27 protein-coding genes and 2 tRNA genes are annotated in these 21,704 nt (G+C 29.6%); 10 read left to right on the top strand and 19 right to left on the bottom strand.

The features are described 5' to 3' along the window. Positions 1 to 7: 7 nt before the first annotated feature. From rpsQ to EHF_RS01540, 14 genes are all read right to left on the bottom strand, one after another. Positions 8 to 259, bottom strand: coding sequence for a 30S ribosomal protein S17 (gene rpsQ / locus EHF_RS01605; RefSeq protein ID WP_044194414.1), 252 nt, complete (start codon positions 257 to 259; stop codon positions 8 to 10). Beyond that, positions 228 to 431, bottom strand: a complete 204-nt coding sequence (gene rpmC, locus EHF_RS01600) for a 50S ribosomal protein L29 (protein WP_044194411.1) — start codon at positions 429 to 431, stop codon at positions 228 to 230. Before rpmC ends, rpsQ begins: the two co-directional genes overlap by 32 nt. Positions 432 to 443: 12 nt before the next feature. Continuing rightward, the gene (gene rplP / locus EHF_RS01595; protein WP_044194408.1) at positions 444 to 854 is read right to left on the bottom strand and encodes a 50S ribosomal protein L16; all 411 of its coding nucleotides are present in this window, start codon (positions 852 to 854) and stop codon (positions 444 to 446) included. 16 nt (positions 855 to 870) lie between these two features. Next, the gene (gene rpsC / locus EHF_RS01590) at positions 871 to 1,506 is read right to left on the bottom strand and encodes a 30S ribosomal protein S3 (protein WP_044194407.1); all 636 of its coding nucleotides are present in this window, start codon (positions 1,504 to 1,506) and stop codon (positions 871 to 873) included. 3 nt (positions 1,507 to 1,509) lie between these two features. Next, complete coding sequence (rplV, locus tag EHF_RS01585; protein ID WP_044194406.1) at positions 1,510 to 1,857, bottom strand: 50S ribosomal protein L22; 348 nt, start codon at positions 1,855 to 1,857, stop codon at positions 1,510 to 1,512. A gap of 14 nt (positions 1,858 to 1,871) precedes the next feature. After that, positions 1,872 to 2,153, bottom strand: a complete 282-nt coding sequence (gene rpsS / locus EHF_RS01580; RefSeq protein ID WP_024072228.1) for a 30S ribosomal protein S19 — start codon at positions 2,151 to 2,153, stop codon at positions 1,872 to 1,874. Between the two features lie 3 nt (positions 2,154 to 2,156). Further along, positions 2,157 to 2,987, bottom strand: coding sequence for a 50S ribosomal protein L2 (gene rplB, locus EHF_RS01575; protein ID WP_044194403.1), 831 nt, complete (start codon positions 2,985 to 2,987; stop codon positions 2,157 to 2,159). 7 nt (positions 2,988 to 2,994) lie between these two features. Continuing rightward, on the bottom strand, positions 2,995 to 3,285 hold the full coding sequence (locus EHF_RS01570) for a 50S ribosomal protein L23 (protein WP_044194400.1): 291 nt from the start codon (positions 3,283 to 3,285) through the stop codon (positions 2,995 to 2,997). After that, positions 3,282 to 3,899 carry a 50S ribosomal protein L4 gene (gene rplD / locus EHF_RS01565; protein WP_044195822.1) on the bottom strand — a complete coding sequence of 206 codons (618 nt, stop codon included), beginning with the start codon at positions 3,897 to 3,899 and terminating at the stop codon, positions 3,282 to 3,284. The genes EHF_RS01570 and rplD overlap by 4 nt, the downstream gene beginning before the upstream one ends. A 7-nt stretch (positions 3,900 to 3,906) precedes the next feature. After that, on the bottom strand, positions 3,907 to 4,602 hold the full coding sequence (gene rplC, locus EHF_RS01560) for a 50S ribosomal protein L3 (protein WP_044194397.1): 696 nt from the start codon (positions 4,600 to 4,602) through the stop codon (positions 3,907 to 3,909). After that, entirely contained in the window at positions 4,595 to 4,921 is a 327-nt protein-coding gene (rpsJ, locus tag EHF_RS01555) for a 30S ribosomal protein S10 (RefSeq protein ID WP_044194395.1), read from the bottom strand. The genes rplC and rpsJ overlap by 8 nt, the downstream gene beginning before the upstream one ends. A gap of 7 nt (positions 4,922 to 4,928) precedes the next feature. After that, positions 4,929 to 6,116: an elongation factor Tu gene (gene tuf, locus EHF_RS01550; protein ID WP_044194392.1), complete on the bottom strand. Its 1,188-nt coding sequence runs from the start codon at positions 6,114 to 6,116 to the stop codon at positions 4,929 to 4,931. Positions 6,117 to 6,158: 42 nt separating this feature from the next. Then, positions 6,159 to 6,229, bottom strand: a tRNA-Gly gene (locus EHF_RS01545). A gap of 7 nt (positions 6,230 to 6,236) precedes the next feature. Then, a tRNA-Tyr gene (locus tag EHF_RS01540) sits at positions 6,237 to 6,319 on the bottom strand. Between the two features lie 156 nt (positions 6,320 to 6,475). Here EHF_RS01540 and rlmB point away from each other — a divergent pair. The 9 genes from rlmB to hemH all read left to right on the top strand — a co-directional run bounded on the left by rlmB (position 6,476) and on the right by hemH (position 13,751). Continuing rightward, a complete protein-coding gene (gene rlmB, locus EHF_RS01535; protein ID WP_044194389.1) occupies positions 6,476 to 7,234 on the top strand; it encodes a 23S rRNA (guanosine(2251)-2'-O)-methyltransferase RlmB in 759 nt (252 codons plus the stop codon). After that, positions 7,215 to 7,859, top strand: a complete 645-nt coding sequence (cmk, locus tag EHF_RS01530) for a (d)CMP kinase (protein WP_044194386.1) — start codon at positions 7,215 to 7,217, stop codon at positions 7,857 to 7,859. The genes rlmB and cmk overlap by 20 nt, the downstream gene beginning before the upstream one ends. Positions 7,860 to 7,924: 65 nt before the next feature. Beyond that, complete coding sequence (locus tag EHF_RS01525) at positions 7,925 to 9,628, top strand: 30S ribosomal protein S1 (RefSeq protein WP_044194384.1); 1,704 nt, start codon at positions 7,925 to 7,927, stop codon at positions 9,626 to 9,628. A gap of 13 nt (positions 9,629 to 9,641) precedes the next feature. Then, the gene (gene sppA / locus EHF_RS01520) at positions 9,642 to 10,508 is read left to right on the top strand and encodes a signal peptide peptidase SppA (RefSeq protein WP_044194381.1); all 867 of its coding nucleotides are present in this window, start codon (positions 9,642 to 9,644) and stop codon (positions 10,506 to 10,508) included. Positions 10,509 to 10,513: 5 nt separating this feature from the next. Beyond that, complete coding sequence (locus EHF_RS01515) at positions 10,514 to 10,777, top strand: HU family DNA-binding protein (RefSeq protein WP_044194379.1); 264 nt, start codon at positions 10,514 to 10,516, stop codon at positions 10,775 to 10,777. A gap of 36 nt (positions 10,778 to 10,813) precedes the next feature. Further along, positions 10,814 to 11,095 carry a DUF4164 domain-containing protein gene (locus EHF_RS01510; protein ID WP_044194375.1) on the top strand — a complete coding sequence of 94 codons (282 nt, stop codon included), beginning with the start codon at positions 10,814 to 10,816 and terminating at the stop codon, positions 11,093 to 11,095. A gap of 4 nt (positions 11,096 to 11,099) precedes the next feature. After that, positions 11,100 to 11,468, top strand: a complete 369-nt coding sequence (locus tag EHF_RS01505; protein ID WP_044194373.1) for a cell division protein ZapA — start codon at positions 11,100 to 11,102, stop codon at positions 11,466 to 11,468. A gap of 156 nt (positions 11,469 to 11,624) precedes the next feature. Then, complete coding sequence (locus EHF_RS01500; RefSeq protein ID WP_044194370.1) at positions 11,625 to 12,593, top strand: hypothetical protein; 969 nt, start codon at positions 11,625 to 11,627, stop codon at positions 12,591 to 12,593. A gap of 168 nt (positions 12,594 to 12,761) precedes the next feature. Continuing rightward, the gene (gene hemH / locus EHF_RS01495) at positions 12,762 to 13,751 is read left to right on the top strand and encodes a ferrochelatase (protein ID WP_373276880.1); all 990 of its coding nucleotides are present in this window, start codon (positions 12,762 to 12,764) and stop codon (positions 13,749 to 13,751) included. Positions 13,752 to 14,139: 388 nt separating this feature from the next. Here hemH and zapE read toward each other — a convergent pair whose 3' ends face one another. The 5 genes from zapE to EHF_RS01470 all read right to left on the bottom strand — a co-directional run bounded on the left by zapE (position 14,140) and on the right by EHF_RS01470 (position 18,797). After that, entirely contained in the window at positions 14,140 to 15,195 is a 1,056-nt protein-coding gene (gene zapE, locus EHF_RS01490) for a cell division protein ZapE (RefSeq protein WP_044195819.1), read from the bottom strand. A 405-nt stretch (positions 15,196 to 15,600) separates the two neighbouring features. Continuing rightward, positions 15,601 to 15,942, bottom strand: a complete 342-nt coding sequence (locus tag EHF_RS01485) for a hypothetical protein (RefSeq protein ID WP_044194365.1) — start codon at positions 15,940 to 15,942, stop codon at positions 15,601 to 15,603. Positions 15,943 to 16,389: 447 nt separating this feature from the next. After that, entirely contained in the window at positions 16,390 to 17,247 is an 858-nt protein-coding gene (locus EHF_RS01480) for an SPFH domain-containing protein (protein ID WP_044195818.1), read from the bottom strand. Positions 17,248 to 17,844: 597 nt separating this feature from the next. After that, complete coding sequence (locus tag EHF_RS01475) at positions 17,845 to 18,186, bottom strand: ankyrin repeat domain-containing protein (RefSeq protein WP_232228963.1); 342 nt, start codon at positions 18,184 to 18,186, stop codon at positions 17,845 to 17,847. A 110-nt stretch (positions 18,187 to 18,296) separates the two neighbouring features. Then, positions 18,297 to 18,797 carry a hypothetical protein gene (locus EHF_RS01470; protein ID WP_156928258.1) on the bottom strand — a complete coding sequence of 167 codons (501 nt, stop codon included), beginning with the start codon at positions 18,795 to 18,797 and terminating at the stop codon, positions 18,297 to 18,299. Between the two features lie 104 nt (positions 18,798 to 18,901). Between EHF_RS01470 and EHF_RS01465 the strand changes: the two genes are divergently transcribed. Then, positions 18,902 to 21,475: a UvrD-helicase domain-containing protein gene (locus tag EHF_RS01465; protein WP_044194362.1), complete on the top strand. Its 2,574-nt coding sequence runs from the start codon at positions 18,902 to 18,904 to the stop codon at positions 21,473 to 21,475. Positions 21,476 to 21,704 lie beyond the last annotated feature (229 nt).

The raw sequence follows: 21,704 nt of genomic DNA, 5'->3' as shown, positions 1-21,704 counted from the left end.
TTACCTTTTAAATTACAATCCACCTTTTAGTAGCAGATATAGGTATATGCTCCTGTATCTTCACAACATCACCACACTTATACTGATTATGTTCATCATGTACTATATAATTCTTACACTTCTTTATTATTTTTTTATATGTCTTATGTCTTATCATATGAGAAACCATTACCTTTATAGTTTTATCACACTTTGCACCAATTACAATCCCTGTTAAAACTCTCTTATTAGACATGCTTTTCCTCTTTTTTTCTTTCATTCAATATTGTTAATACCTTAGCTATATCTTTTTTTATATTTGTACAATAAAAATGGTTACTTGATTTATCAATTTTCTTACTTAGTACAGCATGAACCAATTCCTTCCTTAAACTTACTAACAACTCATACAACTCACTACTAGTTTTAGACCTTATATCAACAATATCCATAGCTCAATACCTTTACAATTCATCACTAACAAACTTACATTTCATTGGAAGCTTAGCTTGAGCTTTATTCAATGCTTCCCTTGCTAAATTTAATGGAACTCCACCTATTTCAAACAATATCTTGCCAGGTTTTACTTTACATACCCACATTTCAACACTTCCCTTTCCTTTTCCCATACGAACATCCATAGGTTTTTTACTAACAGAAGTATGACAAAATGCTCTGATCCATACTTTACCAACACGTTTTAAGGTCCTTGAAATACTTCTCCTCGCAGATTCAATCTGTTTAGAAGTTAACCTATCTGGTTCTAAAGCTTTTAATCCATAGGACCCAAAAGATAAAGTATATCCACCTTTTGCATTGCCACTAATACGCCCTTTAAAATCCTTCTTATATTTAGTTTTCTTAGGTATAAACATAATTTCTACTCACTAATTACTCATTACTCGATTTCGTGTCGCCAAGATAAACCCAAACCTTAACACCTATTATTCCATAAATTGTTTTTGCTTCAGAAAAACCATAATCTATATTAGCTCTAAAAGTATGCAACGGAACACTTCCTTCCTTATACCATTCAGTTCTAGCAATTTCAGCTCCACCTAGTCTACCAGCACAACTAACCTTTATTCCTTTTGCTCCTATTTTTAAACAGCTTTGCACACTTCTTTTCATTGCACGTCTAAAAGATATTCTTTTCTCTAATTGCTGTGCTATATTTTCTGCTATTAAAACTGCTTTCAATTCAGGCTTCTTTATTTCTATTATATTTAATTCAATATTATTATTTATCATTCTAACAATTTGCTGCTTTACTTTATCAATGTCAGCACCTTTTTTACCTATAATTACACCAGGCTTAGCAGAATACACATTAACTATAATCACATCCACTTTTCTAGCTATAACAACCTTACTAATCGAAGCATGATAAAAAGCTTTTTTTATAAACTTACGTAATAAAAAATCTTCATGTAGCTTTGTAGTATAATCTTTATTAGCATACCACAAAGAATCCCATGTATTGATTATCTTTAACCTTAATCCAATAGGATTAGACTTCTGACCCATAAATTACATCCTCTCAAATAATTTTATGATAACATTACCATAATGCTTATGCACTCTACATGCTTTACCTCGTGCACGAGCATGAATCCTACGTAAAGAAAAAGACTTTCCAACCAGAACTTCTTTTACGTAAAGATTATCAAGATCAACATTATAATTAGCTTGCGCATTGGCAATAGCAGATTTTAAAACCTTACTGATATATCCAGCAGACTTCTTTTTACAAAATTTTAAATACATTATAGCTACAGATACATCTTTTCCTCTAATCAAATCAGCAACCAAATTTAATTTGGAAGGAGTAGATCTTAGCCCAATACCTTTAGCCATTATCGATACTTCTTTACTCATAATTTAAACCAATTTTACTTCCTAGATACCTTCTTATCACTCACATGGCCAGTATAACGACGAGTTGGAGAAAATTCCCCAAATTTACGCCCAACCATATTATCATTAACTTTTACAGGAACATAGGTCTTACCATTATAAACACCGAAAGTTAAACCTATAAATTTATTTAAGATCACAGAAGATCTAGAATGAATATTGATAATAGAATTTAATTTATTTTGAGCTACAGCTTTATTTACCAATCGTAAAACATGCGGCGCACAAAAAGGAGGCTTTTTAACAGATCTAGACATATTCTACCCCTTATCAGATACACGCTTAATATACTTATTACTAGATTTATTTCTCTTCCTAGTTTTCTTCCCTTTTGTTGACACACCCCACGGAGTAACAGGATTCCTACCTCCAGAAGTTTTACCTTCACCTCCACCATGAGGATGATCTATAGGATTCATCGCAACACCACGCACAGTAGGCCTAATACCTAACCATCTATTTCTTCCAGCTTTACCTAATTTTACGTTCTGATTATCTAGATTAGATACTATACCTACAGTAGCACAACAATCAGATAATACTTTCCTTATCTCCCCTGAACTTAATCTTAATAAAACATATATACCATCTTTACTCATCAATTGAGCATAAGTACCAGCAGATCTTGCAATTATTCCACCATTGCCAGGTCTTAGCTCAACATTATGAACAAATGTACCTACAGGAATTGACTTCAACATAAGACAATTTCCAGGTAATATATCAGCCCCATCCCCAGATACAACAACATCACCTTTTTTTAATCCATTAGGCGCAATTATATAAGATTTCTCACCATCATCATAGGATAACAGCGCAATAAATGCCGTTCTATTTGGATCATACTCCAACCTTTCAACAGTCGCAGGAATACCAAATTTATTCCTTTTAAAATCAATAATCCTATATAAGCGCTTATGACCTTTACCACGATGACGTACAGTAATAACACCACGAGAGTTTCTACCACCACAAGAAATCTTATAACTAACTAAAGATTTTTCCGGCTTACCCTTCCATAACATTGATTTATCTAACAACACAGTACCACGTAAAGATGCTGTTACTGAATTTAAATTCTTAATACCCATCTTAATTCTATTTCATTCCCATATATTTAAAATTTTGATCCTTTGGTAAAGAAAAATAAACCTTTTTTCTATCTTTCCTACGACCAAATATACCTTTAAAACACTTTTTCTTACCTTTTTGATTTAAAACATTAATACGAATAACATCTAAATCAAATACCATTTTTAAAGCCTTTTTGATCTTTTGTTTGTTAGCATCAACAGATACGTATACAGCATACTTATTAAACTTCTCATTTAATAATACTGCTTTCTCTGTAATAATAGATGACTGTATAACGTTAAAATAATTAATCATAATAACCTTTCTTCTAAATATTTCACAGCTTCAACAGTTAAAATTATGCAATCATGCCTTAAAATATCTAAAACATTTGTTCCAATTTGCTTTAACAAAGTTACATTATGCAAATTTCTACAAGAGCAGACTACACTTTTATTATAATCTTTATCAATAATCAGAAAAGACTTATGCTTAAAATTTTTAATAAACTGTAACATTTGCGTAGTCTTCACAAAATTAACATCAATACTATCTAAAATCAACAATTTATCACAAGAATTCTTTAATGATAAAGCAACCTTCAACCCTAAATTACGAACTTTCTTGTTTAATGAATAAGCATGACTTCTTACTACAGGACCAAAAATAACAGCACCACCTCTAAATTGTGGACTACGTAGACTACCTTGTCTTGCCCTACCAGTATGTTTTTGCCTATGAGGCTTAGCAGTTGTACCAGAAACATCACCTATAGTTTTCGTTTTATGTGTCCCAGCACGCCTTTTAGATAATTGCCAATCAACTACCATCTTTAATATATCTGGCCTATAATTCACAGAGAATACTAAAGGATTTAAATTAATCGTCCCAATTCTATCACTATTTACATTTAGTATACTAACTTCCATATTGATCTCACACAACATTATCTAATTTTAAATCTTCAACACATATAGGAAAAGAATCCTTTGGTACCGATTTTTTTATAGCATCTTTTACAAAAACATAAGATCCCTTAGCCCCAGGAATATTATTACCTTTTACAACCAATAAAGATCTTTCCTGATCAACTAAAATAACCTTAAGATTCTGTACTGTTACTTTACTATCCCCCAAATGGCCAGCCATTTTTTTTCCTTTATATACCCTACCAGGATCTTGACATTGACCTGTTGAACCTTGAGATCTATGAGCAATAGAAACACCATGAGATGCTTTTAATCCCTTAAAATTATGTCGCTTCATAACACCCGCAAAACCTTTTCCTAAAGAATATCCAGTAACATCAACGTACTGATCTTTGACAAAATGAGTAATAAAAACTTTAGCTCCTTCTACTAAACCATCTAGATTATCAACCCTAGATTCAAAGATCTTACACTTAGCAGTAATATTGCTTTTTTCTAAAATTTTTGATTGAGGCTTCTTTAGATTAACAGAAGCTTCTACCCCTAATACTACAGCATTATAACCATGAACATCTTTAATTTTTGTAGAAACAATAAAAGAATCTCTTAAATGTAATAAAGTAACTGGTACTCTTTTACCTTCATTATCAAAAATTGCCGTATGACCCACTTTTTCTAAAAATAATCCTATTCTCTTAGCCATTGTTACCCCCAATCACCTTAACTTTAACATCTACACCAGCAGGTAATTGCAAGCTCATCAATGCTTGAATAATTGTAGAATTAGCTTTCGGTAGACTAATTAAACGCTTATGAGTCCTAATTTCAAATTGTTCTCTAGATTTCTTATCAACATGAGTAGATCGATTAACAATAAATTTCATAATCTTACGAGGAAAAAAAATCGGACCATTAACACGTGCACCACTTCTCTTAGCAGTCAAAATAATACTACGTGCAGATCTATCCAATAAACAACTATCAAATGCCTTAAGCTCAATATATATCTTTTGCGTTACCATAAAATACCTACTCCAAAATTTCAGTAATAATACCAGAGCCTACAGTTCTACCGCCTTCACGAATTGCAAACCTCAATCCCTTGTCAATAGCAACAGGCTTATCTAAACTTACTTCGATATTTATATTATCTCCAGGCATTACCATCTCAACTCCATCAGGTAATTTTATATTCCCTGTTACATCAGTCGTCCTAACATAAAATTGTGGCTGATAATTTGAGAAAAATGGAGTGTGTCTTCCACCTTCTTCTTTCTTTAATATATATACCTCTGCTTTGAATTTCTTATATGAATGTATTTGACCAGGCGCACTTAATACTTGCCCCCTTTCTACATCTTCCTTCTTTATCCCTCTTAATAATATACCAGCATTATCCCCTGCTTCACCCGCATCTAATGCCTTATGGAACATTTCAACTCCTGTACATACTGTGCTTTGCACATCACGTAACCCTACTATCTCTATTTTATCCCCTACTTTGATTACTCCTCTTTCTATCCTTCCTGTTACTACTGTACCCCTTCCAGGTATTGAAAATACATCTTCTATCGACATTAAAAATGGCTTGTCTTTTTCTCTTGTCGGTAAATTTATTTTCTCTAAGGCATTCATCAATTCCATAATCTTTTCACTCCACACACCTGAGCCTGTTTCTTCTTCTAATGCCTTAACTGCAGATCCCCTGACAACATCTATATCATCCCCTGGATATCCATATTTTGATAATAATTCCCTTATCTCCATCTCAACCAATGACAACATTTCTTCATCATCTACAACATCACATTTATTCATCCATACTACTATATCTTTTACTCCAACTTGCTTTGCTAATAGTATATGTTCTCTTGTTTGAGGCATTGCTCCATCAGTTGCAGAGACTACTAATATTGCTGCATCCATTTGCGCAGCACCTGTTATCATGTTTTTTATATAATCAGCATGTCCCGGACAATCTACATGCGCATAATGTCTATTCTCTGTTTCATATTCTACGTGTGCTGTTGAAATGGTTATACCTCTTGCTTTCTCTTCTGGTGCTTTATCTATTTCATCATATTTTACACTTTTATTACCTTCTCCACTTAATCTCTTCGCTAACACTGTTGTTAACGCTGCTGTTAATGTTGTCTTACCATGATCAACATGCCCTATTGTCCCTACATTTATATGTGGTTTCCTTTCTTCTACCATAAACAAATACCTTTAACACCTTTAAACCATTTCAAAATAAAGAGCGGATAGTGGGAATCGAACCCACGTAATCAGCTTGGAAGGCTGAGACTCTACCATTGAGTTATACCCGCATAACCGTGGAGGAGGTAGGATTTGAACCTACGATCACATTAGTGGACAGATTTACAGTCTGTTGCCTTAGACCACTCGGCCACTCCTCCTAAAAACACTAACGCTAATCTAACACCTCATTAATTAGCATAAAAAAATAAAAAACGATACCAAAAAAATTTAGATTAGAATTGATTTAACTAAATTAAAGATTACAATATGTCAATATCTAATTAAAAAAAATCAAAAATAACAACGACGTTTCTATGAGCAAAAACAAAGTATGGATTTACGGAAAACACGCATGCATTGCTGCTTTGCAAAACAAAAGTAGGAAATGTTATGAACTTTTAGTAACAGAAAATTTTATGCAAAACAATAACGAAATGTCTAAAATTTCAGAATTATGTAAACAAAAGAATATAAATTTAAAACAAGTAAGCCTTAACTATATCAATTCACTTTCACCACATAATAGCAATCATCAAGGCATTATATTAAGAGCATCAACTATTAATTCAATAACAATAGAAGAAGTATTAAATAGATCTAAAGAAAATTCAACAATAATACTCTTAGACCAAGTTACAGATATCCATAATATAGGATCCATTATCAGATCAGCTGTATGTTTTAATGTAGATGCTATTATACTACCATATCATAATTCACCTTCAGAAAATTGTGGAATGTCAAAAACTTCAAGTGGTGCCATCGAAATGATTCCAATTGTATATGTAATAAATATAGTCAATACAATAAACCTGTTAAAAAAAGCAGGTTACTGGTGCTATGGATTTGATGCAAAAGAAGGAGAATTTTTACACAAAACAATACTGGATAGCAAAAGATTAATAATTTTTGGAGCAGAAGGCAAAGGAATGCGCAAATTAACAAAAGAAAATTGTGACTTTTTATTAAAAATTGCAATATCAAAAAAAATCGATAGCTTAAATGTATCAAATGCAGCAGCTATAGCATTATATTCTATTTTTATACAAAATCATGACCAAGCATTGCAATAATTTCGTTATAACAATTGATGGTCCTTCTGCTTCAGGGAAAGGAAGTTTAGCTAAAAAATTAGCAAATTTCCTTGATTTTCAATACTTAGATACAGGAAAAATATATAGGATAATAGCTGCAATATTTGGAATATCAGCACAAAATAATTTAAAAATTGATAGTAACTTAGAAGAAAAAATACTATCATTACTTCTAGAGGACAGTAATACTATATCATACAACAATGAAGACATAGGTAAGGTTGCTTCGATTTTAGCAAGACATAAGCATATTAGACTTGCGTTATTACCTATACAGCGTAAACTTATCTATTTAGCAAAACCAGGAATAATTCTTGATGGTAGAGACACATCTTCTGTAGTCTTCCCTGATGCAGATTTTAAAATTTTTATTACAGCACAAACATCCATTAGAGCACAAAGAAGATTCAAAGAAATGCTACATCAAAAGAAGCAAATGTATAAAAAAATACATCAACAAATAATAGAACGAGATATTAGGGATACTTATAGAGAATTTTCACCTTTGCTACAAGTAAAAGATGCATTATACATTAATGCTTCATACATGACTAAGGAACAGGTATTTTTATACATTAAAGAAAAAATAAAAACCTACTTGTAAAGTATGGCAAATAATAATAATATGGTTTTTATTGCTTTTGCTAATTTTAAAATAGGCTATATTTTATGGAAAACCTTCAAACAAAACCAAATTTAGAGTCAGACAATTATTTACATAATATTAAAAGAATAAAATCTAATAAATTTATTAGCCATAATCTTGAAACAGAAGATTCCGATAATAATGGTAGCTCAGAATTTCAATATGCCTTGAAAGGATTCATTGATGATAGTGTAAAAGAAGGACAAATAATAGAAGGTACTATTATCTGCATAGACAAAGGGTATGTAACAATAGATTCAGGATTAAAATCTGAAAGTATTGTTTCACTTAAAGAATTTGAGCTAGGTGATGACTATCAAAACATTGGTATAGGATCCAAAGTAAAGCTATATTTAGAGAAGATAGAAGGTCGTAATGGTAGTGTAGTACTGAGCAGAGAAAAAGCTATCAGAGATGAGTTATGGCAAAAACTTGAAGAAGCTGCAGAAAAGAAAGAAGACGTTGAAGGAGTAATATTTAGCTCAATTAAATGTGGATATACTGTAGATATAAAAGGTGTTGTAGCATTTTTGCCAGCAAGTCATGTAGCTTTAAGACAAGTTAAAGATATCACCCCGTTGTTAGGCAAAAAGCAAAAATTTCGTATATTAAAGATGGATAAAAAGCAAGGCAATATTGTAGTATCAAGGAAAGCCATACTAGAAGAATCTCTTGCAGATGCTAAAAGTTTATATCTCAATCAATTAAACGAAGGAGATATTATTGAAGGTAAAGTTAAAAGTATAACTAAGTATGGTGTGTTTATAGAAATACATGAATCTCCTTCAGTTGGTGTAGTTGATGGACTATTACATATAACGGACATATCATGGAGCCGTGTAAGTCACCCTTCAGCTGTTTTTTCATGTGGTCAAACTGTAAAAACAAAAATTATAAAAATTGATCGTGAAAACAAGAAAATTTCTCTCGGTGTAAAACAATTAGAAGAGAGTCCTTGGTCAAATATTGAGAAAAAATATCCTGTTGATAGTGTTCATAAAGGTATTGTAACAAGTATTGAAGAATATGGTGTTTTTGTTGAATTAGAAACAGGGATAGAAGGATTAGTTCATGTATCTGAAGTAAGCTGGACAAAAAATTCTTTACCTATAAATCAGTTGTTTATGAGGGGTGAAGAAATTCAGGTTAAAGTATTAAGTATAGATACAGCTAAAAGCCGTATGAGTCTTAGCATGAAAAGATGCCAAGATAATCCATGGCAGGCATTTATATTAAAATATCCTTTAGGCTCTGTTGTGTCAACAAAGATAAAAAATATCACAAACCTTGGTATATTTGTTTCATTTCAAGATAACACACTTAGTGATGGTATTGAAGGGTTAATACGCATTACAGAATTAAGTTGGTCTTTATCACCAGAAGCAGCAATAAAAAAATACAGTGTTGGGGATTGTGTAGAAGCAAAAATATTAATGATAAATCCAAACAAGAGCAAAATAGATCTTGGAATAAAACAGCTCGAGTATGATCCTTTCCTTGATTTACTAAAGAAAACCAATTTAGGAGATAACATACCAGTTACAGTCACTAAGGTTGTTGAAGATACTGGTATATTAGTTGACGTATTTAACGGGTCAAACAGTTTTAATCTTTTGATTGAACAAGAATACTTACCTGATAATAAGAAGTTCTTTCCAGGAGACAAGTTAGAGGCTGAAGTATTGCTTATTGAAACTTATAATATGATATTATCATTGAAGCACTGAGTAGGTTTACCTCATGTCTGATCAGTTGCTAAAAATAGAAACACTAAATTCCAAAGTAAAGTTATGGAGGATCGTAGCGTTTTTTATGATATTTATATCGTTAATCTTAGGTAACTATGTTGATCTATCAAATATCAGTAACTTTTTAGATAATCAGTATATTGCTAAAATCAATATTGAAGGTAAAATTGAAACAAACGATGAAATGGATATTCTACTAAAAAGGATTGCTGAAAGTAAGCATATCACAGGATTAATATTAAATATTAATAGTCCAGGAGGCTCAGTAACAGGTAGTGAGATTTTATATCAAAGTATACGTAACGTCGCGAGAAATAAGCCAGTAGTTGCGCTATTAAATGATTTTGCTGCATCGGGTGGGTATATGGCTGCAGTTGCTGCAGATTATATAATATCTCGTCACACTACTGTTACTGGTTCTATTGGTGTGTTAATGCAGTATATTGGTATCAGTCCTTTAGCGGAAAAAATGGGTATTTCTTTAAAATCAATAAAATCTTCAGATTTAAAAGCAGAAACATCCCCTTTTGAAGAATTAACAGAGAAAAAAGAAGAATCAATACGTCGTATTATTAAAGAATATTATGAGTACTTTGTCGACATAGTAGCAGATCGCAGAAAAATGGAAAAGAGTCAAGTGCTAAAGATAGCAAATGGGAGTGTGTATACAGGATCAGAAGCATTATCTATAGGGCTAGTTGATCAGATAGGTGGAGAAGATGAAGCAATGGGTTGGTTCCGCACACAAAATATTAACACACAAAAAGTCAAAACATTATCAAAAAAATCATATAAATCTATACTTGGAAATGTAAGTTCAATTATATCTCAGGTCATTCATTATTATATTAACAAATAAATATCATGTTAAAATCACATTTAATTCAACATATATCCAAAAAAAATCCCTCCCTCAGTGAGGAGATAGTATCTAAAATATTAAATATATTCTTTTCATTAATTATAGATTACTTAAGGAACGATTGCAGAGTAGAGTTAAGAGGTTTTGGATCATTTACAGTAAGGAGTTATAATATAAAAATTGCTAATGCAAAGTTAGCAAAAAATAAATATCGAAAAGTATACTTTAGAGCTAGTAATAAATTTATCAAGCTGATAAATCAATAAGCTATAACTAAATATAAATTTCTTAGATGGTTTATTATGAATCAAATAAATAACTTTCATAATTCAGAGTTTCAGCAGAACTTAGATGAAGCACTTGATAGATTAGAATCTTTATTAACACAAAAATTAAGCCATAAAAGCAATATATCACAGTATAAAGCAACTGTAGAATTACTTACTGAAGAAAAGAATAAATTAGATCAACAACTTATAAACAAAACAAACGAATGTAACAATTGGAAGGAAACATGCCATGAAGTTATCAATCATTTAAATTCTACAATAGAAAACATCCAGGCTATTTTAAAAAAGGAGTAAGTAAGTGAATAGCTCTAACCCACAAATTATTGAAATTACCGTCAGAAATAACAAATACAGATTAGCATGTAATAAGACAGAAGAATGCCACTTGCTTAACTTAGTAGATAAGTTCAACAAACTAGTTAATTCAATATCAGGGGCAGAAAAAGGTAAAGGTTCTGATGCTTTAATATTTTTACTAGCAGGATTAACACTAGAAGATGAAAAAAACGAACTAAAAATTCAACTAAAAAAAACAAAAGATGAAATGTTAATGTATAAGAAATATTTTGATGATTATTTAAAAGTTAAAAATGAAATAAGCAATATATCATCACATACCTTATTAAGAATAGAAAAATTAATTCATAATTTAGAAAAGTCTTTTTAGCATATATGCTGCTGTTTTATTTATCATTAAAAAAAGTTAACAAGGTCATATATTATACAATACGTATTGGATTTATCATATACAATAAGTACATTGTAACTTATAATAGAAGTAGAGTATAATGTAATATTGTATATATAGATTAGGTAGCATTATATGAATGGGCCAAAATTATATTTAACAGATCTACACCTTAAACTAAAAAATTCATTATTTTGCGGCTTTAAAGGATGGTTAACTCTTAACTTAGCTGGTATTACTTTATTGAATCTATCACTTTATAATGTGTTTCATGGAAAACACATGTCAAATTATCAAAAAGCAATCCTTAAAGATAGCCAAAGAAAGACATTGCATCAGATGAAAAAGCATCTTATTCCATTTTTCGAAGTTATGATTGTCATGCCTGCAGTATTTCTTACTACACATTACTTAGGACAATACTTTGGAATACAATCCACAGAATTAAAAACATATCTTATATGTTTAGCCGCATGTATGAGTATTATGATAATAATCTGTCTTTCTCTAAGAATATTAGGCATAAGAAAAGATTGCTGCGGCGCAATAGAACATCCAATATACAGAAATACTGTTGTACACAATAATGACTACGTAAACTTTAAAGGCCCTAAATCCACTGAGGACATCGAAAAATATAGTATAGAACATGACACTACTGAATTATCTATAATGAGAGCCATACTTTCTTCTATGCTAATGAGTCCTCTAATACTACTAAAAGCAGCTATAGAATTAACTCTTTGTGCCATAGAAATACTAGAGCTTCCATTTAGTTTTATTCTTGATATGTGCACATTACTATATAATACAATCACACATTCTACAACTAGTAAAGGTTTAGTACATTCTAAAAAAAATCTTCATCAGATGACTAGTTTCTTATATGCAGGAGCTAGAGATTTAGTAGTAGCATGCAGTTTTGGAATACTAGATGCTAAAATACTAAAACAGAATGACGGAACTGTAAAATCTCCCATATCATGCTTTGATGAAATATTCACAAGGTGCACAACACTGAAAGAATCAAAATCAGTAATACCATCTTCATCATTAGAAACATTAGAAACATTAGAAAAATTAGAAGTTAGAAGAATTATATAAGCAATCACTAAGACGCATACCAGTTATAAGTACAACACTATAGTACACTTAACTTGCAGTTCTGTACAATTAATCTTTATTTGATAACTAACATTATATGTGTTAGTTTGTTAAGGTTATAAAATAAGCAAATAACGTGTGTCAAGAATAGCAGTAATATTATTTAATATGGGTGGGCCTCAATCACTATCTGAAGTAAGGCCTTTTCTATTCAATTTATTTTATGATAAAAATATTATAAATTTAGCCAATCCTTTAAGGTTTATACTAGCAACATTAATTTCACTTTTGAGAAAGAGGAAGGCAATAGCAATATATAAACACCTTAGTGGACAATCCCCTATATTAAATGAAACAAAAGTACAGGCTTCTTCCCTTGAGCGCATATTAAATGATCACAATGAAAAATCCCAATACAAGGTTTTTATATTCATGCGATACTCAAAACCCTCAGCTAAAGATACAGTAAAATCTGTATGTCAGTATCATCCAAATAAAATTATTCTAATACCGTTATACCCACATTACTCAACAACTACCACACTATCAGCTATTCAGCACTGGAATTACCATATGAACAAAAGCAAATTTCAGTACCCTACTTCAGTAATCTGTTGCTATTATAACAATGCAAAATACATAAAAGCACAATGTCAATTAATCACAGAAAAATATCAAGAAGCGCAAAATTATGGATTACCAAGAATATTATTTTCAGCACATAGCTTACCATTAAGCATAATACAACAAGGTGACCCATATCAGTATCAAATAGAACAAACTGTATCATTAATTGTTAAATCTTTAAATATACTATCATTAGATTATAAAATATGTTATCAAAGTAAGGTCGGCCCTGTAAAATGGTTAGAACCTAGTACAATATCAGAAATCAATCAAGCGAAACTAGACAATGTACCTATAGTATTAGTTCCTATATCATTTGTATCAGAAAATTCTGAAACCCTAGTAGAATTAGATATAGAATATAAAAAAATAATATCAAAAAAACACATGTTCTTTAGAGTTCCAACGTTAAGCAACAATGAATATTACATTAAGTGTTTAAAAGAAATATGTACACAAGACCAGCACAAAAGTCCATGTCCTATTCAATGTAAAACATGTTTTAAAGTTCTATATAACTCCACTCAATAAGAAAAATTTACATAATTACATTAGAAAGGTGTCTTAAAACCAAGCGCTTATCAAAAGAAAAACATGGATTTAGATTTCCCACATTAAGTGGTAACAAGTATTATACCAAGTGTTTAAAGAAATGTGCACACAAAATTAAAATGTACACTGAAGCTTTATATTACTCTTCATCAGCAAAACTTATATAACAAATAAATCGCATATTTACAATATTATAAAAATGACTCTATCTATCAATTTATAATAAGCATCATACCACAATTTTGTAATCATTTTTATTGTTACACCCTAAAATGCTCAAAACTTATATAATAATAGTCTACTCAATAATTACAGTAACAATGCTAAATATTTTCAACAATAAAATTTACTACAAATTCACAACAGGTCAAATCTTACAGTAAGATGGAGATTGCATTTCTATCAAACGCGAAATTGTACGCTGAAAATCCATAGGGACTTCTTGTAAGTAATATAATAATTGAGGCTCTGCAGCAAGAGAGCAAAAAACTTTAACTTTGTTTTCGTATAACTCATCTATTAAAATAGTAAACCTACGCATCTCATTTTGATTGTAATGATTAAATATAGGAACACCTGCAATAAATATTACTGAAAAATTGCGTACTATTTCCTGATAATCTGATACCCATAATGCTCTTCCACATAACTCATCAAAATCGAACCATGCAGTATTATCAAAAGTTTTACTTACTTTTATATCTCTTCCAAAAACATGTAACATTACAGGTTTTACTTTCCTATTATTTGCCATTTCAAGAAACAATTTAGATAATTTTGCATAAGAATCCTCTCCTATGAAATATACATCATCTACTTCTAACCCTCTAATAGTACGATAGTCTTGTTTCCCAGATAAATGCACAACATGCATTTTCTCAATTATCAATGATATTACAGGTTCAAAAAATTGCCTCTGAATACCATCTTGATAAAGTTCTACAGGAGCATAATTCGAGGTCATCATGACAATAACTTTCTGATCAAAAATAACAGAAAACAATCGACCTAATATCATAGCATCACAAATATCATATACCTGTATTTCATCTAAACACAATAAATCTACATTACGAATTATTACTTTAGCAACTTTATAAAGTGGATCCTTAATATGAGATGATTTAAACTCATGTAATAAAGTATGTACTGTCTTCATAAACTGATTAAAATGCTGTCGCTTTTTTTTTTCTATTTCGCAAGAATTATAATAGAGATCTGTAATCATTGATTTCCCTCTGCCTACTTCTCCATATATGTACATTCCAACTTTTTTCAATCTCTTTTTTATAGGCAAAAAGCGACAAAATTTTTCAACAGATAAGTATGGCGTTAATTGCCTTAGTAGATTAACTTGCTGTTCATCATAAGTAATTTCACCACTATTTATCATAAAATAATAGTCATCTAAAATTTTTTTCATTTTTTCCATTGTTCATAAAACATCAACATAATTTTTAATAAGATCTATATAAAAAATTATTATTTATTACTTTCAATATTTCTTCTGTATTCTCAGAATAAATAAAATCTCAACTTGCAGATTATTTAACAGCAAAACTAAAAGTTATACAAGTCGAGATCTTCATGCATAATACTAGACACAAAATTAGCCTGTATCTCTATATTCAGAACACTACTAACATAAGCAGTATTAATCTAGAATTTTGATAAAAACAAATACTTTTCTATCATATAAACTTATCAATAAACTTATTTAAAAAGATAAAAAAACAAATATTCATTATCATCACTAGTACTAAATCAAAAATCCCAATTGCTAGATTGTTCAATAACAAAATAAAAAATCATACAGCTGAGACTTAATTTATCTATTTCTGACTTTATCTTCATTTAAAACTTTATTATTTGAGATAATTTTCTTTGTTTTATTTTGGACATTTAAAGGATTATATCCTGCAAAATGACAAACAGTTATAAAATCTTTTGAAAAATCATTTAACCAATTAGTGGCTTTTACTTTTTCAAGTTTATTCTCCATCCTTCTATAATTAGATGTCGAATCAATTATTGCTTGAAGTATTACTGCCTTCCACATTGACTGATAAGACATATATTCTTCTAATACTCTATTATCACATACACGATCCGCACAGTCTACATCATATGTATCATAACATTCATAAAAATTTAATGAATCATAATTCATAACTAACCTATCTTGTTAAAATATTTTTATTCAAAACTTAGGAAAAATAAAAAGCAAGAGTTGGATAAATCATTCATAAGTGTTATTCATTTCTTCACGAAAATATCTCTTATACTGCTAAATGCCACTCTAATACACCGAGATTAGCGGCAAATTACAAATGTATTTCTTCCGAAAAACTAAATCTATTACTTATATGGAGAAAAATTTGATCAGTACAATTACAGTAATATATACATATTTATGTATAATTCAGTATAATAAACAATATTACTCTTGCGTTATAATTAAATAATTATACAACATATGTACTTTAAAGCTGATCATATTTTAAGTCATACTATGCAAACGGACACAGTATTTATATAAACCTACTAACAACTATAAAATAATTTAAAATATTCGATAGCATATTGAGATCTCATTTAGTAATATCAATGCAGAATATTATTCTATATTAATAGTGGGTTGAGCACCTTGTTCCGAAATTAAAGATACTAGAAGATTATTGACAAGTTTAATTCTTTGTTCATCAGAAAGATTGATTTGATATTGTAACTCAAAATGTTTTAATACCTCATCTACCATAATAATTGCATTTCTTACTATATATCCCCTAGCATTAGTAATCGCTTTTGCTTGCTGCCTTCTTAACATAATTTGAGCTATTTCAGCAGAATAAGCTAAATGTGATATTCTTGCATCCTCTACAACAATACCTACAACATCTAATCTATTTTGCAGCATATCACGTAACTTACACGAGATCTGTGTAGAATTATTACGCAAAGATTCATTATTATCTTCAGCATCGTATGGATAGATACCAGCCAGTTCTCTAACTGCAGTTTCACTTTGAATATTAATAAACTCTTGATAATCACCTACATTAAGGCAAGCCTTCGCAGGACTTACAACTCGCCAAACAACCACAGCAGCTATCTCTATTGGATTACCATTAAAATCATTTACTTTAATCTTATTGATATTAATATTCCTTACTTTTAATGAAATTGACCTCATACTAACAAACGGAATGGTCCAAAAAAAACCTGATTTAAATATGGTTCCAATATAATTTCCAAAAAACTCAACAACTTTTGCTTCATTAGGATTATTTACAAAAAAACCACTTGGAACAATAAACGTACAAATTAATGACAGCAAAGACATTGGTAAAATAATCACAAAACTCCCATAATATATACCAAACAACAACAAGCAGACAAAAACAATACACCAAAATATCATTGAAAACCCATTAATGTGTACCAATTCTTTATCATAAAATTCTTTACTATTCACAATACGCCTCCTACAAGCATTGAACATTGTTTTTAACAATTTAGCAAAATTCTTACGTAATATACACAAAAACATCAATATAGTACATTTATGTACACTTTATTAACTCAATCAGCTTAATTATTCTAAATCAATTCATACTAGATTGAATGTGAAGTTCTAAAAATTTCACAGCATTATCAATAGGTAATAATTGACATGGTTTCATATTATTAATGTTAAGTTTTTGATATACTGAGTCTTGATAAAAATTACAATGCTGTTTATTTAATGGTTTGTATAGAAAATCATAAATTATATTCTGTTATTTCATATGAAATAGCTGACAAGTGGTATTTTACTATCATCACATAGTGATTTATGAAAAATGCTTGTAAAAGATCCTGTAAAACCTTTAATAGTCTAACTTTCGTTTCTATCGGACATAAGATATTAACTGATATAAAAGCCATGTACACAGTTTCTACTGAAAAAATGATATATTTGTAAAATATTAAATAATTTACTTATTCTTTTAAATTCCTTAATTAGTTAAAACTTATATAAAACAATGCTGTAATACACAAAATACATACTGATAATGTATATAGAAAGGCTTTATTGCGCAATAAGTATAGCATGAGCTATGTCAATACTACCATTTTTTACAGATATACTCAAAGGAGTTTCATCATTATAATTAGTAAAATTTGAATCAGCACCTATTGACAATAAAAACCTTACTATATCCAATTTTTTTTGTCTTACAGCATAGATTAATAAATTATCTCCTACATCTGAAGTACGTACTTCATACATTATAGTTGATAAACTTACACCCAGTTCTTGCAACTTATTAATTAAAGACCTCAATCCAGAAAGGTTATTCTGTGTTATGCAGTAAAAAATTTGTATGTAATAATCTTCAACACTATATATTTTTGGAAGATGCTGATTCATTTCATTATACTGTGATTTTTCAATGCCCTCTATAAGATTTCTTGTAAACGGCCACTTATATGAAATATTACTTTCTTTTACTTCATTCCGCTGTATCTGAGATGCATCTTTTAATACTTCAGAAGTTTTTTTTTATCATCAGATTTATTTTGAACAACATTCTTATCTGGAACTTTCAACTGCTGATCTTTTTGACCTTTTTCATCAGCAGATTTGAGTGAGTTACTACCAGATATCTTCTTACCTTTAGTATTAATATCCTGATCATTAACATCTTGAGTAGCCTCATCATTTTCTTGTATTAACATGCTTTCATCATCACCAAATTCTTCATCATCTTCGTCGCTGTCCATCTGACCATAATAATCTTCTTCATATAGAACATCATCATCAAATTCATCACCATTATCTTCTTTACTATCATCAAAATCATCATCATCATTACGTTGAACATAAGTATCATCGTAATTAGCAGACTTTTTCTTATCAAGATACTTTATATCTTTTGTATTAACATCGTAAACACTATCACTAGAATGCAACCCATGTGTGAAAGCAACTGTTGAATTGATAAAACTTATCATCATCACAAATAGAAATAACTTACTCATTAAAGACTCTCTTAACTTAAAATCTTTTATTTAATAATAATTACTGTTATAAGTATAATTTTTTATTAACATTAAAAATAGAAATATTGTGGATTATACATTAGATGAACAATATTGCAACTAATCCTTTTTATTCTTTTATATGGATATCTGCATCAGCTGGAACAGGAAAAACAAGAATATTAGTCAACAGAGTCTTAAGATTACTAGTTACAGGTCATAAAAATATACTTTGCTTAACATTCACAAATGCAGCAGCACACGAAATGACAGAACGTATACATTCAATCCTAAGCACTTGGACAATATTAAAAAATGAAGAACTAAAAAAAGCACTACAAGATATTATTCCAACCCACATAACTCCAAAAGAATTCAAAAGAGCAAGAGAATTATTTAATAATTTACAAAATGTATCACTTTCAGTAAAAACCATACATAGCTTTTGTTATCAGTTAATATCTACTTTTCCAATAGAAACAGGAATTTCTCCCAACTGCAATATTAAAGACTTTACAGAATCCTTTTCAAAAATTTTTAATAAATTACTACATGATTCCACAATAAAACACCACTTATCAGCCATTTCACATGAGATAACGGAAGCTACAATTTATGACTTACTATATAAGCTGTTAAGTAAACAGCATTATAATCTCAATCAAGACTCAGTATATCAAAAACTTAACATCAATAATATGGAACCATGTGAATTATTCCCTATTGATAATCACACTCTTAATTATTTGATTAAAATTTTAAATAAAGGAAGTATAAGAGATAAAAAAATTAGTGATAAACTAGTTAAGTGGAGCAATTTACTAGAAAAACACAAATTACAAAAATTAAATGAATACGTAAAAATATTTATTAATTTATCATCTTTAGAAAAAAAATCTATATCATCAATAATCACAAAAAAGACATTAGCTGATTTTCCTGAAGCAGAAAAAATTATTTTAGATACACAAGAAGAAATACTAAATTTTACAAAAACTTTTTATACCAACAAAGTAGCAGAACGTACTATCCATCTTATTGAAATTGCAAAATGTTTCATAAAACTATATCAACAAGATAAACAAAAACTAAATTATTTAGATCATAATGATATTATAGATCTAGCATTAAATTTACTAACAAACCCAGCATATAAAGATTGGATATTATTCCAATTAGACAGTAAAATAGATCATCTGTTAATTGATGAATCACAAGACAACAGCATAAAACAATGGAATATTATTTTACAGTTATGTCATGATTTCTTCTCTGGTATAGGTACAACAGAAGAACCAAAAACGTTATTCATCGTAGGAGATATAAAACAATCAATATATGGCTTTCAAAATGCAAGACCTGATTATTTTGACCCTATGTGTCATTATTTTGCACAACAAAGTAGCCAATATAAACACAAAATATTACATCTAACACAATCATTCAGATCAACACCACCTATATTAAAATTAGTAGACAAAGTATTTAATAATTTTTGTCAAGAAATATCTTTTAACACAATAAAAATTAAGCATGAAATCTTTCGAAAAAACGACCCAGGATATGTAGAAATATGGCCTATAATTGACATTAAAAGCAATAAAAGGTTTTCATTGGATCTTGAAAATCAAGCTTATCAAGACTCCAGTCTATTACTTGCATCAACTATTGCAAAAAAAATTCACACATGGATAATTAATAAAAGAATTATATTAGCAAAAAATCGTCCTATAACAGCAGGTGACTTCTTAATATTAGTAAGACACAGGACTTCTTTTATAGATCATATTATAACAGCATTAAAAAAACTCGATGTTCCCACATTAGAAAGAGATAAGTTTAAAATAATGGATTATACAATAATCCAAGACCTCATCAATCTAGGGGAATTTTTATTATTACCAGAAAATGACTTAGCTTTAATAGGTTTATTAAAATCACCAATTTTTGAATTCACTGAAGAACAAATATTCCGCTTAGCATACAACAGGAATAACACATATTTGTGGAAAGAATTACAATTAAAGTTTAGTACTATATCAAAGTATCTAAAACAACTAATTGATATATCACAACTGCATAGTCCTTTAAATTTATACCACCATATTATATCAGAACATAAACATAAATTTATAAAGCGCTTAGGTCAATCAAGCATAGAAATCATAGGAGAATTCATTAACCTATTAGTACAATTCGAATCTCATAATCTAAATTCATTACAAGCATTTATACATTGGATAAAGAATACTAATCCAGAAATAAAAAGTGACATCAATCTCAAACAAGATTATGTAAAAATCATGACAATACATAACGCAAAAGGTATGCAATCTCCTATAGTATTCTTATCAGATACAACAACCATTCCAAAAAGTGACACTCAACTAGTATTTGATGAAGAACATACCCCATTCTGGATCCGTAATGACATAAATGATTTCTGTGAAAACCTGAAATCCCAGCAAAAGACTAACGAATACAATGAATACTTAAGATTGCTTTACGTAGCTATGACCAGAGCAGCAGATGAATTATATATTACTGGAATACCGCCAATACAAAACAAGTCATGGTACAATATAATCTGCAACACAAACTATACATATAAGAAAAAATTCATTGACTTACAGCCAATGACACAGGAAAAAGCAGAAGTTTTATATCTTGACGAATAGTAATTCCATACTATTTTTAAGATAAATGTGTACTAAATTATGATAATTTCATAATTACCAATATAAACTTATATTTAAAAATACACGTTAATTTTATAATGCCTTGAATGATTATATATTACACTAATGCTTATAATAAAACACTACAACTACACATATAACATTACATTTATATATAAGACATTTTGCCCTACAATTTCATTATTTATGATATCTTCAGCACTATTAT

This window comes from Ehrlichia japonica (assembly GCF_000632845.1).
Classification (GTDB): Bacteria; Pseudomonadota; Alphaproteobacteria; order Rickettsiales; family Anaplasmataceae; genus Ehrlichia; species Ehrlichia japonica.
This window is presented reverse-complemented; position numbering and strand designations above follow the sequence as displayed.